The organism is Actinoplanes sp. CA-015351, from assembly GCF_050955685.1.
Classification (GTDB): domain Bacteria; phylum Actinomycetota; class Actinomycetes; order Mycobacteriales; family Micromonosporaceae; genus Actinoplanes.
This window is the reverse complement of the sequence record NZ_CP192102.1, coordinates 82947-97018: the sequence shown is the minus strand read 5'-3', so window position 1 is coordinate 97018 and position 14072 is coordinate 82947. Positions and strand designations below refer to the sequence as shown.

At 70.6% G+C, this 14072-nt stretch carries 9 protein-coding genes; 8 read left to right on the top strand and 1 reads right to left on the bottom strand.

Features of this window, described 5'->3' with window-relative positions; all coding sequences use genetic code 11:
• The first annotated feature begins 174 nt into the window (after positions 1–174).
• From ACQP2E_RS00430 to ACQP2E_RS00420, 3 genes are read left to right on the top strand one after another with little or no spacing between them, the layout of a single operon-like run.
• On the top strand, positions 175–2049 hold the full coding sequence (locus ACQP2E_RS00430) for an ABC transporter (protein WP_433827919.1): 1875 nt from the start codon (positions 175–177) through the stop codon (positions 2047–2049).
• The gene (locus tag ACQP2E_RS00425) at positions 2046–3698 is read left to right on the top strand and encodes a GTPase (protein ID WP_433827918.1); all 1653 of its coding nucleotides are present in this window, start codon (positions 2046–2048) and stop codon (positions 3696–3698) included. The genes ACQP2E_RS00430 and ACQP2E_RS00425 overlap by 4 nt, the downstream gene beginning before the upstream one ends.
• 33 nt (positions 3699–3731) lie before the next feature.
• Positions 3732–4931, top strand: coding sequence for a hypothetical protein (locus tag ACQP2E_RS00420; RefSeq protein WP_433827917.1), 1200 nt, complete (start codon positions 3732–3734; stop codon positions 4929–4931).
• Positions 4932–4940: 9 nt separating this feature from the next.
• Here the strand turns inward: ACQP2E_RS00420 and ACQP2E_RS00415 are convergent, their stop codons facing one another.
• Positions 4941–6047, bottom strand: coding sequence for a hypothetical protein (locus tag ACQP2E_RS00415; protein WP_433827916.1), 1107 nt, complete (start codon positions 6045–6047; stop codon positions 4941–4943).
• Positions 6048–6367: 320 nt separating this feature from the next.
• On the opposite strand from ACQP2E_RS00415, the gene pdhA reads away from it, so the two are divergent.
• From pdhA to ACQP2E_RS00390, 5 genes are all read left to right on the top strand, one after another.
• The gene (gene pdhA / locus ACQP2E_RS00410) at positions 6368–7510 is read left to right on the top strand and encodes a pyruvate dehydrogenase (acetyl-transferring) E1 component subunit alpha (RefSeq protein WP_433827915.1); all 1143 of its coding nucleotides are present in this window, start codon (positions 6368–6370) and stop codon (positions 7508–7510) included.
• A complete protein-coding gene (locus ACQP2E_RS00405; protein ID WP_433827914.1) occupies positions 7510–8496 on the top strand; it encodes an alpha-ketoacid dehydrogenase subunit beta in 987 nt (328 codons plus the stop codon). Before pdhA ends, ACQP2E_RS00405 begins: the two co-directional genes overlap by 1 nt.
• Positions 8493–9896 (top strand): dihydrolipoamide acetyltransferase family protein, encoded by a 1404-nt coding sequence (locus tag ACQP2E_RS00400; RefSeq protein WP_433827913.1) that lies wholly within the window; start codon positions 8493–8495, stop codon positions 9894–9896. The genes ACQP2E_RS00405 and ACQP2E_RS00400 overlap by 4 nt, the downstream gene beginning before the upstream one ends.
• A 201-nt stretch (positions 9897–10097) precedes the next feature.
• Positions 10098–10235, top strand: a complete 138-nt coding sequence (locus ACQP2E_RS00395) for a hypothetical protein (RefSeq protein WP_172666554.1) — start codon at positions 10098–10100, stop codon at positions 10233–10235.
• A gap of 333 nt (positions 10236–10568) precedes the next feature.
• Positions 10569–14012 (top strand): LppU/SCO3897 family protein, encoded by a 3444-nt coding sequence (locus tag ACQP2E_RS00390; RefSeq protein ID WP_433827912.1) that lies wholly within the window; start codon positions 10569–10571, stop codon positions 14010–14012.
• Positions 14013–14072 lie beyond the last annotated feature (60 nt).

The window sequence follows — 14072 nt, the reverse complement described above, 5'->3', positions numbered from 1 at the left end:
GAGTGGAACCGACTCAATGATGCCACGGTGACACGCAACGTCAAATCGAAGTTGAGTCAGAGCGGCGCAAGTCGGCGCGTGAGGCCGGTGATTCGGCAATCACCTGCATACCTGTCCGGTCACGGCATACCGGGAGCTGTTGCCCGAGATGCATAGATCGTGCACGCTTTACCCGTGACGACGCACGGAGACGCGGTCGGTCCGTCGGCCCTTTCCGCCGTCCCCGCCGTAACGGATGAGAAAAGCCAGGTCAGCGGTGGCCCATCAGAGCGTACGGGGACAAACCAGCCTCGACCGGCAAACCAGGGAAACCTGCCCGAGCCGGCCGCGGTGCCACCCGCCCTGGGACGCCTCGCCACCGCATTGAGTGAATTGCGCTCGGCATTGGGCGCTGTGTCGTACCCATTGGTTCTGCCCTCGGCTGAGGAAGCGCGCAGGGTGGGCGGGTCGCTGCGCTCGCAGCTCGACGACTACCTTCTGCCGCGCCTGGCCCGGCTCGACGCGCCGTTGCTGGTGGTTGTCGGCGGTTCCACCGGCGCGGGCAAGTCCACCCTGGTGAACAGCCTGGTCCAGGCGCCGGTGAGCACGGCCGGCGTGCTGCGGCCGACCACCCGGTCACCGGTGCTGGTGGCGAACCCGGCCGACCTGACCTGGTTCGGCCGCGGCGGGCTGCTGCCCGGCCTGGTCCGCACCGGCGAGCAGAGCACCGACCCGAACGTGTTGCAGGTCATCGCCGCGCCCTCGATCGGTCCCGGCGTGGCCCTGCTCGACGCGCCCGACATCGACTCGGTCGTCGACCAGAACCGCAAGCTGGCGGCACAGCTGCTGGCCGCCGCCGACCTGTGGCTCTTCGTCACCACCGCCGCGCGTTACGCGGACGCCGTCCCGTGGGAACTGCTGACCACCGCCCGGCTGCGCGGCACCGTGATCTCCCTGGTGCTGGACCGGGTGCCGGTCGACGCGGCCGCCGACATCGCCGCGCACCTGGGCGAGATGCTCACCGAGCGCGACCTCGGCTCGGCACCGCTGTTCGTGATTCCGGAAACCGGGCTGGACAGCAACGGCATGCTGCCGGAAGCCGCGGTCGGCCCGATGCGCCAGTGGTTCGCCCAGCTCTCCTCGGACGCGAACGCCCGCTCCGCGGTGGTGCGGCAGACCCTGGACGGCGCGCTCGGCGCCCTGTCCCCGGCGATGCACGGCCTGGCCGACGCGGCCGACGAGCAGCTCGCCACCGCGCAGGCGCTCGACGAGCGGGTCGCGGCGGCTTATCGCAGCGCCCGGCGCACCACCGAGGAAGGCCTCCAGGACGGCCGGCTGCTCCGCGGCGAGGTGCTGGCCCGCTGGCAGGAGTTCATCGGCACCGGCGAGTTCCTGCGCAGCCTCGAGTCGCGGGTGGGTCATCTGCGCGACCGGGTCTTCGCGGCGCTCAGCGGCCGCCCGGCGCCCGGGCGCAACCTTCAGGTCGCGATGGAATCGCAGCTGGTCACCCTGCTGCGCGGCGTCTCGGCGGACGCGGCCGAGCAGGCGTACGCGGCCTGGCAGTCGCACCCGGCCGGGGCGGCCCTGCTCGAACCCGCCCTGCAGAAAGCCGACGCCGAGCTCGCACAGCGCGCCGACCGGCTGGTCCGGGACTGGCAGCAGTGGGTGCTCGACCTGGTCCGCCGGGAAGCCGCCGACAAGCGCACGGTGGCCCGCGGAGCGGCGTACGCGGTGAACGGCGCCGGCCTGGCCGTGATGATCGCCGTGTTCACCACTACCGCGTTCATACCCACCGGCCTGGAAGTCGCCGCCGGCGCGGGAACAGCGGTCGCCGCGCAGAAGGTCCTCGAGGCCGTCTTCGGCGACCAGGCCATCCGCACCCTCGCGACCCGCGCCCGCACCGAGCTGCTGTCCCGGGTTGATGATCTACTCGCCGCCGAGGCCGCCCGGTTCACCGAGCGGACCGCGACGGTACGCCTCGAAGCCGAGCCCGGCACGCTGTTGCGCCGGGTCGGCACCGAGGTGGAGGCTGCCAGGAAGGAACTCGCGTTGACCGGACCGGGGCAATGAATCTCGTGGAACAAAAGGTGGACGCCGAGGACCTGTCCCGGCGGCTCGAGGCCCTCTCCCGGTACCTCCGGGTGACCGGGCCGTACCTCCCGGACAGTCAGCTGGTCGCGGCGCACACCCTGGTGGAGCGGGCCGGCAACCGGCTCTCGCTGTCTCTGGACCACACCGTGGTGGCGCTCGCCGGCAGCACCGGCAGCGGCAAGTCGAGCCTGTTCAACGCGCTGGCCCGGTTCAAGCTTTCCCAGGTGGGTGTTCGCCGTCCGACGACCGGCACCGCGCACGCCTGCGTCTGGGGCCCGCTGGAGCCGGCGAACCGGCTGCTCGACTGGGTCGGCGTGCTGCCACGGCAGCGCTTCGTCCGGGAAAGCGCGCTGGACGGCGACGACGAGGCCGGCCTGCACGGCCTGATCCTGCTCGACCTGCCGGACTTCGACTCGGTCGAGCGCACCCACCAGCTCGAGGTGGACCGGCTGCTCGGCCTGGTCGACCAGATCGTCTGGGTGGTCGACCCGCAGAAGTACGGCGACCGGGTGCTGCACCAGGCATACCTCTCCCAGTTCGCCTCGCACGCCGGCGTCACCATCGTGGTGCTGAACCAGGCCGACCGGCTCACCCCGGGTGACACCGAGGTGGTGCTCGCCGACCTGGGCCGGCTCCTCGAAGACGACGGCCTGACCGGCACGCCGGTGCTGGCCTCCTCGGCGAAACAGCCGGGCATGCTTCGCGACCTGCGCGGCGCCCTGGAAAAGACGGTCGCCGACCGGCAGGCCGCGCTGCGCCGGCTCGCCGCCGACCTGGACACCGTCGGCGAGGAGCTGGCCGTCACGATCGGCCCGCCGGCCGCCGAGGACGAGGTGGACCGGAGCACGATCCGCCAGCTGTCCGACTCGCTCGCCGTGTCGGCAGGTGTGCCGGCGGTGGCCGACGCGACCGCTGAGGCGTACCGGCAGCGGGCCGCCGCGGCGACCGGGTGGCCGCTGGTGCGCGGGCTCAACCGGCTGCGCCCGGACCCGCTGCGCCGCCTGCACCTGGACGAGAAAACACCTACCGACGCGGTCTCCACCGACATCGTTCCGCGTACCTCGGTGCCTGCCGCTGATGCCGCGCAGCGCTCCGCGGTCGGCATCTCGGTCCGGGCCGTCGCGTCCCGGGCCGCGGCGCCGCTGCCGGAGGTCTGGGCGCCGGCCCTGACCACCGCGGCCCGATCCCGGGCCGATGATCTGCCGGACGCGCTGGACCGGGCGGTCGCCACCACCGACCTCGGTGTGCAGCGTGCGCCGATCTGGTGGCGGGTGGTCGGTGGCCTCCAGTGGGTGCTGCTGGCGACCGCGGCAGCAGGCCTGCTCTGGTTGATCGCCGGTTACGCGATCCGCGCCCTGGGCCTGCCCGAGCTGGACAATCCGCAGGTGGGCGCGGTCCCGCTGCCGACCCTGCTGCTGCTCGGCGGCCTGCTCGCCGGGCTGCTTCTCTGGCTGGTGCTGAAACCTCTGGTGGTGGCGGGCTCGCGCCGGGCGAAGCGCCGGGCCGAACAACGACTGCGGGCCGCGGTGACCGAGGTGGCCCGTGCGCACGTCGTCGTTCCGGTGCGTGAGGTGCTGAACGCGTACGCCCAGGCGAGGGAAGCGCTCGGCGTCGTGCGTTCGGAGTAGTTCTGCCGGGTGCCGCGAGCGTAGGCTCGCGGCATGCCCGCACCCCGCCCCGTGTACGAGGCCGTTCTCCACGCGGCCCGCGACGTCACGAAACTGGGCTGCGCGCTCGACGCCGAGATGCTCGGCACCGCGCTGCTCGGCAGCATCTACTCGGTGGCCGCCGAGCGCCGCGCCGAGGCGGTCCGCGACTTCGTGGGCCGTTTCCTGACCGCAACCGAGCGGCAGCACACGCCCGAGGCCGTGACGATCCGGGAGGTCTTCGCCGCCCTCGTCCCGGACGCCGACGGAGCCGCAGGTGTCGGTCACGACGGGCGGGCCCCGTCGTGGGTAACCGAGCTGGGCCGGGTCCGGCCGACCGGCTGTTATGCGTACGGAGACGTCTACGGCGACCAGACGTCGTACCTGGTCACGTTCGCGTACGAGGACAGCGCCGGCGGCGGGCCGGAGCACGCCGTGGTGGCCATCGTGGACCACAACATCGGCATCGCGAAAGACGTCTTCGTCTCGTCCTCGGCCGAGTCGATGCTGAGCCAGGTGCGCGCGCTCTGCGACGCCGACGAGCTGATGTGGTTCCGCACCGAGGACCCGGGCCGGCTGCGCGACGAAGTGGGCCGGCACCTGGAGATCACCGACGACCTCGGCGACCTGCCGGCCGACGGTTCGCTCGCCACCGACCACGCGCTCGCGACCGCGAGGTTCGCCCTGCTGCCGGTGGTGAGCACCCCGCCGCTGGACGAGCCGACCGGCCGCACCGGCGCCGACCTGGCCCGCGACTTCGCCGACTCACCGGAGGCGGCGGCCGAGGGTCTGCCGGACACCGCGCGCGAGGCCGACCGGGCCTCGTTCGCCTTCTGCGTCAGCCTGATCCTGGACCACGCCGAGACGCTGCCCGGCGCCGATCCGCTGCGCTGGAGCCCGGCCGTGGCCGGGCTGTTCCTGCTGGATTGGGTGCACCGGCGTGCTGTGCTCGACATCGACGACGCCGCGATGCTGCCGATGGTGGTCCGCGCCTGGACGGCTTATTCGGGCCGCAAGCGTGGCCTGTCCGAGACCGCTGTGACCGGGACCAGGTCCGTGGTGGAGGAGCTGATCCCGGAATTCGTCCGTCTCTATCGGACCGGCGAGCGGCGCAGCCCGGCGACCGCCGCGGTCGCTCAGCTGATCTCCGAGGGCGTCGACCCTAACGACATGACCGCCATCGAGGCCTGGCTGGACGCCAACCGCGACGAGTGACGTCCGCGATCAGCGCTGGTTGATGTAATGGTCCTCGGCCGGCCCGGAGTGATGCCTGCCGACCCGGGTGCTCCGCTGCCAGGCGGCGCTGATCTCGGCGGACTGCTGGGTGTACTCGGCCCGGTGCGCCCCGCGGTACGGCCGGTTGTTCATCATCCGGCTCTCGCCCGAGCGGGGCTGGGTGTCATCGGCACGATTCTGGCTGAAGAGGCGGTTCATGTTGAGTCCGCGCTCCGGATAACTCTGCTCGAGGATCCGGGCGGATCGGATGTTGTACGGGCGCTCGGCCACCGCTGACCTCCGGCTGAGTTCGTCATCGTGTTCTTCACAAGGCTCTTCTTCGTCTGCGGGCACTTCGGGCAGCCCCGGCACCGTGGGGAAGTCCTGCGGCTCCTCCGGACGGGACACGTCCTCGCCCTCTTCCGGCACCACCGGCAAATCCGGCACAACAGGCAATTTACCCCGAATCGGAATTTCTCCCGGTTTTGCAGGATCCGAAATCGCCGGATTCTTCCGGACCGGTGCTGCCCGCTTGCGGGTCGGACTCTTCGGACGCGGCGAGCCCTTCCCCGCGTACCCCGGCTTTGTCTGATCTTTATCGGCCATGCCCGAAGACGGACCGGAACCGTAAGGGGGGCCACCGGAAGGCCGAGAGGCCGCCGGGCTGGAAGGCCCGACAGGCGGCGCGACGGCCGTCGGGGAAGCCGGAGACGGCGCGGAGGGCGCAGGAGTGGGCGACAGAACGGGCCAGGACGGCCCGGCGTCGATCGGCCCGCTGGACGGCGGCGGCAGGAACGGCACGTCCATGGCACCTGGCCGATCCTGCCCGGAGATCTCGTTGGACCCGGTGGTGAGCACGGCGAGCGTCGGCACCGAGGCGAGCCCGACCAGGAACGCCACCATGATCACGTAACGACGGGTCGTTCCGGAGAAGCCGTGATCCTCGCTGTATACCCCGTCGAGGCGTTTACGCAGCACCTTGAAAGGTGGTGCGAAGTCGTCTTCATCGGGCAGGTGCGGCACGCGAGAGCTCCTTGTGCGAAGAAAGATCCACCTGGATCCGTTCCGGACAAAGGGCTGAACGACGCATTCCTCTTTCGGCAGCGGCACCCCCATGCCATTCGTACTAGAGTGAGATCACAAAGACTACTAAATCGGACAAATACCCTTAACGATGCGTCAGCAGAAAACTTGATTTAGTGATCCACGCAGTCTGTAACGGCGCTCACTCCCTCTGTCAGGATGGGATCGACGGCACCGCCGCCGTCGCCCTCCGCCAACCAGCGGGGCTTCGGCGGGTTCGTCCCGGCAGAACCAACGGCCGGAAAAAGCCGCGCGGCAACCCCACCCGGGCCAGGCGCGGCCAGCCCTGAGTGGTCAGCCGCGTGGCCGGGAGACACCCGCCGCGGGGCGTGGAGAGGAAACAGGAGACACGGATGGCGAAAGGCGAGCGCGAGAAAGCCGGAAACGATGTGCCGGCCGGCGGCTTCGTCCAACTGCTGACCCCCGACGGCGAGCGCATCGCTCATGCGACCACCGCCGACGGAACCACCTACACCGTCGACTTCACCGACGAGGAATACCGCGAGCTCTACCGCGACCTGGTGACCGTCCGGCGTCTCGACGCCGAGGCTGTCGCCCTTCAGCGCCAGGGTGAGCTGGGCATCTGGGCCAGTCTGCTCGGCCAGGAGGCCGCTCAGGTCGGGTCCGGCCGGGCCCTGCGATCACAGGACATGGCCTTCCCGACGTACCGCGAGCACGGCGTTCTCTACTGCCGGGGCATCGACCCGATCATGCCGTTCGGCCTGTTCCGGGGCGTCGACCAGGGCGGCTGGGATCCGAACGAGTTCCGGTTCAACACGTACACCATCGTGATCGGCTCGCAGACGCTGCACGCCACCGGTTACGCCATGGGCATCACCATGGACGGCAAGACCGGCAGTGCCGACGGCGAGGCCGTGATCGCGTACTTCGGTGACGGCGCCACCAGCCAGGGCGAGGTCAACGAGTCGTTCGTCTGGTCCGGTGTCTTCAACGCACCCATCGTCTTCTTCTGCCAGAACAACCAGTACGCGATCTCCGAACCCCTCGAACGGCAGACCCGGGTCCCGCTCTACCAGCGTGCCGCCGGTTACGGATTCCCGGGCGTACGCGTCGACGGCAACGACGTGCTGGCCAGTTACGCGGTGACCAAGGCCGCGCTGGACAACGCCCGCAACGGACAGGGCCCGACCCTGATCGAGGCGTACACGTACCGGATGGGCGCGCACACCAGCTCGGACGATCCGACGCGGTACCGGATCTCCAGCGAGGTCGAGGCGTGGAAGGCGAAAGACCCGATCGCGCGCCTCAAGGCCTTCCTCGCCAAGCAGCGAGTCGCCGGCGAGGACTTCTTCGACGAGGTCGACGACACCGCCGGCAAGCTAGCTCTGGACCTGCGCGAACGCGTACTAGCGATGCCTGACCCACAACCGGTGGCGATGTTCGACAACGTCTATCCGAACGGCTCGCCGGAGCTGATCAAGCAGCGCGCGGCGTTCGAGGACTACCAGGCTTCGTTCGAGGGGAGTGGGCACTGATGGCCGAGACGATCAACTTGGGCAAGGCACTCAACCACGGCCTGCGCCGCTCCCTGGAGACCGACCCGAAAGTCGTGATCATGGGTGAGGACGTCGGCAAGCTCGGCGGCGTCTTCCGGATCACCGACGGCCTGCAGAAGGACTTCGGCGAGAACCGGGTGATCGACACCCCGCTCGCCGAGGCCGGCATCATCGGTACGGCGGTCGGCCTCGCCATCCGCGGTTACCGGCCGGTCTGCGAGATCCAGTTCGACGGGTTCGTCTTCCCGGCGTACAACCAGATCGTCAGCCAGGTAGCGAAGATGCACTATCGGTCCAAGGGCAACGTCCGGCTGCCGATCGTCATCCGGATCCCGTTCGGCGGTGGGATCGGCGCGGTCGAGCACCACTCCGAGTCCCCTGAGGCGTACTTCGCGCACACCCCCGGCCTCAAGGTCGTGACCTGCTCCAACCCGGCTGACGCGTACGCGATGATCCAGCAGGCAATCGCGTCGGACGACCCGATCGTCTTCTTCGAGCCGAAACGGCGTTACTGGGAGAAGGGCGAGGTCGACCTGGACCTTCCGCTCGACGGCGCGTACCCCTTGCACGCCGCGCGAACGGCCCGTCCCGGCAACGACGCGACCCTGCTCGCCTACGGCCCGATGGTCAAGGTGGCGCTGGACGCCGCCGCGGCAGCCGCCGAGGACGGCCGTGACCTCGAAGTCATCGACCTGCGCTCGCTCTCGCCGATCGACTACCCGGTGATCTTCGACTCGGTCAAGCGGACCGGTCGTGCCATCGTCGTGCACGAGGCGCCGGGCAACCTCGGCCTCGGTTCGGAGATCGCCGCCCGGATCACCGAGGAGTGCTTCTACTCCCTGGAAGCGCCGGTCCTGCGCGTGACCGGTTATGACATTCCTTATCCCGCGGCCCGCGCCGAGGAGGAGTACCTCCCCGACCTGGACCGGGTGCTGGACGCCGTCGACCGTTCGTTCGGCTGGTGAGCCCGATGTCACGGATCAAGGAATTCAACCTGCCCGACCTCGGCGAAGGCCTCACCGAGGGCGAGATCCTGGCCTGGCTCGTCAAGGTCGGCGACACCATCGAGCTGAACCAGCCGATCGTCGAGGTGGAAACCGCCAAGGCCGCCGTGGAGATCCCCGCGAAGTGGGGCGGCATGGTCACCCGGATCTTCCACGAGGCCGGCACGGTGGTCGAGGTCGGCAAGCCGATCATCGCGATCGACACCGATCCAGGCGCTTCGGACCAGGCTGCCGGCACTGCCGGCACTGCGGCCGAGGAAACCGAAGCCGGCCTCATCGGTGGTCCGGCTCCGGGCGGCCGCACGGCCGTCCTAGTCGGTTACGGCCCGAAAACCACAACAGCCAAAAGAAGAGCCAGAGTCAGTACGCCTACGCCTGCCACAAACGCAGCTACAACTCCCCCGCCTCCGGCGGCTACCGCCGATTTCCCGCCCGCACCGCCCGCAAAGGCATCGCAGCCCGTGGGGAAGGGCGTCCTCGCCAAACCGCCGGTCCGCAAGCTGGCCCGGGACCTCGGCGTCGACCTCACCTCGCTCATCGGCTCCGGCCCTGAAGGATCGGTGACGCGGGACGACGTACACAAGGCTGTGAACGAAGCGCAAGCATTCGCTGAGCCCGCGCCGATCGCGGTGGTGAATGGCGTCGCAGACGCCGGTTCGCGTGAGCAGCGCATTCCGATCAAGGGAGTGCGGAAGCTGACCGCGGCGAACATGGTCGCGTCGGCTTTCACTGCGCCGCATGTCACGGAGTTCCTCACCGTCGACGTGACCCGCACGATGAAGACGCTGGAGAAGCTGAAGGCCCGGCCGGAGTTCGCCGAGCAGCGGATCTCTCCGCTGCTGCTGGTGGCGAAAGCCGTGCTGCTGGCGATCAAGCGGTACCCGATGATCAACTCGACCTGGTCCGGTGAGACCGGCGAGATCGTGGTCAAGGAGTACGTGAACCTCGGCATCGCGGCGGCGACCGAGCGAGGCCTGATCGTCCCGAACGTCAAGGACGCCGGCCGGCTCACCCTGCCCGAGCTCGCCACCGCGCTGAACGATCTGGTGCGGACCGCAAGATCGGGCAAGACGCCACCGTCCGACATGTCCGGCGGAACGTTCTCGATCACCAACGTCGGCGTCTACGGCGTCGACACCGGCACACCGATCCTGCCGCCCGGCGAGTCGGCCATCCTGGCGCTCGGTGCCATCCGGCCGACGCCCTGGGTGCACAACGGCAAGATCAAGATCCGCGAGGTGACAACGCTCGGGCTCTCCTTCGACCATCGGATCGTCGATGGCGAACTGGGCTCGAAATTCCTCCGCGACATCGGCGCCTTCCTGGCCGACCCGAAGACGGCGATGCTCACCTGGGGTTAGATTCTTCCGTCGTCGACGGTTGCGGACTTTCGATTCTTAGGCCCATGACCCAGCTCACCCCCTGAAACTTTGGCAACGGCATCGCCAGAGGCGCATACTTCAATCAACACCGAGACGTGCGCCGAGGTGACCGCCACAAGCGGGACCGGTCGCGCTCGTCATGAGCAGGGCCGGCCAGGAGCCGGGGAAAGAAGCAGTGCCATGAGCATGATCGACCGCATCCGCCGGCGTCGGATGATCAGCCGCCAGAACCGCGCCATCGACCGCGCCATGCAGTCGGCGCCCACCCAGGCGATGCGCGACGAGATCGCCTTCTTCTCCCAGAGGCAGCCCAGCTAGGCAGCCGCGCCCGGAGCGCTTCTCGGGGGGAACGAACATCGAACGGCCCGTCCGGATCATCCGGACGGGCCGTTTCGTGTCAAAAACCACGCTTGAAGATCGGACAACAGTCCCTCCGGGGCGTACACCGGGATTCCTCACGTCGCCGACGCCCGGTACGGTTGGGCACGGTTCTCAAGCCGGCACGGCCGGTCGGCGGACAGAACCAGGGCCCTTCTTGATCGGGGCCCGGCACGGCCTGGCCGGAGAGCTGGCACGGCCCTTTGGTGGAAGGACGCCGCAGGGGTCTTGTCCGTGCAAAGCTGGCACGGCCGCAGAAATGAGGAGGCGCGTATGACGTCCGAGGGGCACCACGCCGGTCAGCCGGCCGAGGCCACGTCGGGCGGACCCGCTTCGGACGGTTACCCGTCCGACGCCGAGGGTCAGCGAGTGGCCGGTCGGGCATCAGCCCCGGCGACGCCGGCCGAGGGTTTCCCGACCTCATACGGACCTCCCCCGCAAGCCACTCCGAACGGCGGCTCGCCGTTCGTGGTCCCGCCGGTCTCCACGTTCGGCGCCGGCCCCAAGCCGGCCGGCACTCCGTACGGCTCGGCCCGCGTGCCACAGCCGGATTCCGAGGAGCCGCCCCGGCGCGACGCTTCTCCGTACGGTTCGGTGACGCCCGGCGCAGCCGGTTCCGCCGCACCCTATGGGTCGTACGGTTCGGCTGGTTCCGACCCGGCGCAGCCGGCTGAGAGTGGCGCTCTTCCGCAGCGTGGCGCTGAGAGTGGCGCTCTTCCCCAGCGTGGCGCTGGGTCTGGGCAGCCCGCTCCTGGTCAGGCTGGTTGGGCACCGCAGAACCCGTCCCCGCCGCCCGGTCTGAACACGCCAGCCGGATTGCCCGGCCTGCCCACCCGCACCCCCGGTGCCTCGGTGCCTGTCGGCGACGACTCCGGTGGCACCAGTTTCTCCGCTTTCGGTGACCAGCCGGTGCGCGTTCCCGGCGCCAGCCTCACCGACCTACCCGACGCTTCCGGTCCGAGCAGCTTCACCGCCGGCCCCGCGCAGAACAGCTGGATGCAGAACAACGCCCGCAACGCCGAACCCTCCGACGCGAACCGGGCGGCGACCACGTTCCCGGCCCGCCGAGGCGAAGGCGGCGGTTTCCCGCTGCGCGCCCCCGCAGGCCCCGAGGGTGGCCCCGCGACCGACCTGCCGACCCGCAACGGCGGCCAGCAGTTCGGCAACACCGGCCAGCAGTTCGGCAACACCGGCCAGCCGTTCGGCAACGACCCGCAGCCGTCCTTCGGCAACGACCCGCAGCCCTCCTTCGGCAACGACCCGCAGCCCTTCGGCTCGGCGGCGCCCGCTTCGGGCGCGCCCCAGCCGTTCGGCGCCGGCTCTGACGGCCGGCCGGCTTACGGCGCGCCGCAGCAGACCCCTGAGGGCCAGCCGTTCGGTACCGCGCCGCAGTCCGGCCCCGGTTTCGGTGGCCCGGCACAGCCCGCGCCTTCGTTCGGTGGCCCGGCACAGCCCGCGCCTTCGTTCGGTGGCCCGGCACAGCCCGCGCCTCCGTTTGGTGGGCCGGCGCAGCCCGCGCCTTCGTTCGGTGGGCCGGCACAGTCTGGTTCTGACCAGCAGCCTTCGGGTTCACCGTTCGGCGGGCCGGCTCATTCCGCGCCTGAGGGCCAGCCGTTTGGCTCGGCGCCGCAGTCCGGGCCTGGGTTTGGTTCCGCCGAGTCCTCGGACGCACCTGCCGAGCGCGACTCCGAGCCGACCGGTGGTTCCGGCTTCCCGCAGCGTGTTCCCGGTGCCTCGCTCTCCAGCGGTGGCGCTCCGATTCCCGCGCCGACGTCCGGCAGTGCCGTGCCGCAGCCGCGCGACCCGGGCGAGCGTCCCGTGGTCGGCTCGGCCCGCCCGGTCACCGCCAGCGCTTCGGTACCCGGCTCCCGCGTCGACGCCGCCGAACTCCCGCCGCCCGCACCCGCACCGCAGGCCCGGGTCTACGGCCGTCCCGCCTCGGCACCCCCCGCCGAACCGGAAACCGACGACGACAACCGCTCCGACGAACCGTCGGGTGGCTACCCGCCCGCGCCGGAGTCGTCCTTCGCCCCGGAGCGCACGGACCCCCCGTTCGCCCCGCAGCGAACCGAGGCCCCGTTCCAGCAGGACCGCAGCGCCCAGGAATATGGCTCGCCGGACCGTGGCTCGCAGGAATACGGCTCCCCGGACCGTGGCGCCCAGGAATACGGCTCGCCCGACCGGGGCGCCCAGGAGTACGGCTCGCCGGATCGTGGTGACGCGCCCTTTGGGGCTCAGCGTGCTGACTCTCCGTTCGCTTCGCAGCGGGCCGACCAGGACGAGCAGTCCGGTGGCTTCCAGCAGCGTGGCGCCGAGGACCGCTTCACCCCGCCCGGTGGTTACCCGCCGGGCGGACAGCACGGCACCGGCTTCCCGGGCCCCGCACCCCGTAACGATGAAGAGCCGAGCGGCGGCTTCGCATCCGCCCCGCTGCCCCATCGGGGTTACCCGCAGCAGCCCACCCCCGAGGACAACGGCCAGTTCGGCCAGCGTCCCGGCGAGGGACCCGGCACGGCCAACCCGTTCGGCCCGCGTCCCGGCGAGGCACCCGAGGCGGCCAACCCGTTCGGCCCGCGTCCCGGTGACGCCCCGGACGCCAACCCGTTCGGGCCTCGTCCCGGCGACGCTCCGGAGACAGCCAACCCGTTCGGCCCGCGTCCCGGCGACGCTCCCGAGGCGGCCAACCCGTTCGGGCCGCGGCCCGGTGAGAACTCGCGGCCGGGTGAGGGTCCGCAGAGCAACACCTACGGTCAGCGCGCCGAGGAGAACACCGACAGCGAGCCGAGCGGTGGTTTCGGCGGCGTCCCGTTCCAGCAGCGTGAGGGCGGCTTCGGCACCAGCGACGCCGGCGTGAGCCCGCAGTCGCCGGCTCGGGCCTCGGCCCGTGCCTCGGCGAGCGCGCGGGTCGCCCCGCCGGAAGCGCCCGGCAGCGGCGTGCCGTTCCCGGACTCCGGCAGCGTGCCTTTCCCGGGTTCCGGCGGTTCGCCGTACTCGATGCCCGGCTCACCGCAGTTTCCGTCGTCCGGCGGTCCCGCCTTCGGCAACCCGGGCTCTCCGCTTCCCCCGTACGGCAACCCGGGTTCGCCTGTTCCTGGCTTCGGCACGCCGGGTTCCCCGGTTCCCGGCCCGCCGTACAACGAGTTCACCAGCAGCCCGAACGGCCCGGACCAGTTCAACGAGCACACCACTGACATGTCCGGCCGAGGCAACTCGCCGTACGTCCCGGCGCCGGCTCTGCCGCCGATGCCCGGCGAGGCTGCTCCCGGCGTCTACCCGGGCAGCCCGGCTGCCCGTGCCACGGTCACCCCGCCCGGTCCGGAGGACACCACGAGCTGGCCCGGTCCCGAGGGCGACCAGAGCCGGTTCGAGCAATTCAAGTCGGACGAGCCTCCGGCTGCCCCGGTTCCGGTGAAGGTGAACGTGCGTACCGTGCCGGTCACCCTGGCCGTGGTGCTCGGCGCCGCGCTGCTCCTCGGCGTGGTCTTCGGCCTGGTTTCGCTGATCGCCGGTGACGACGAGTTCAGCGTGGCCCAGGGTGAGTGCGTGACCCGGACCGCGGACAACGCCCCGGTGAAAGCGGATTGCTCGACGGCCGGCGCGTTCGAGGTCGTGTCGATCGCCACTGCCAAGGAGCAGTGCGCCGACCAGGCTCAGCCCTACATCGTCGTACCCAAGGATGGCGGCGACCAGGTGCTGTGCCTGAAGCCAAAGGCTTGAGACCGAAAGCCTGATCGATCCTCAGCACAGGCCGCGGTCCCGCCGCTGGGCGGGACCGCG

What these genes read in the sequence shown, in the direction of transcription:
- ACQP2E_RS00425 (WP_433827918.1), top strand. Translation starts at nt 2,046, where the DNA reads ATGAATCTCGTGGAACAAAAGGTGGACGCCGAGGACCTGTCCCGGCGG.
- ACQP2E_RS00420 (WP_433827917.1), top strand. Translation starts at nt 3,732, where the DNA reads ATGCCCGCACCCCGCCCCGTGTACGAGGCCGTTCTCCACGCGGCCCGC.
- ACQP2E_RS00415 (WP_433827916.1), bottom strand. Translation starts at nt 6,047, where the DNA reads ATGGGGGTGCCGCTGCCGAAAGAGGAATGCGTCGTTCAGCCCTTTGTC.
- pdhA (WP_433827915.1), top strand. Translation starts at nt 6,368, where the DNA reads ATGGCGAAAGGCGAGCGCGAGAAAGCCGGAAACGATGTGCCGGCCGGC.
- ACQP2E_RS00405 (WP_433827914.1), top strand. Translation starts at nt 7,510, where the DNA reads ATGGCCGAGACGATCAACTTGGGCAAGGCACTCAACCACGGCCTGCGC.
- ACQP2E_RS00395 (WP_172666554.1), top strand. Translation starts at nt 10,098, where the DNA reads ATGAGCATGATCGACCGCATCCGCCGGCGTCGGATGATCAGCCGCCAG.
- ACQP2E_RS00390 (WP_433827912.1), top strand. Translation starts at nt 10,569, where the DNA reads ATGACGTCCGAGGGGCACCACGCCGGTCAGCCGGCCGAGGCCACGTCG.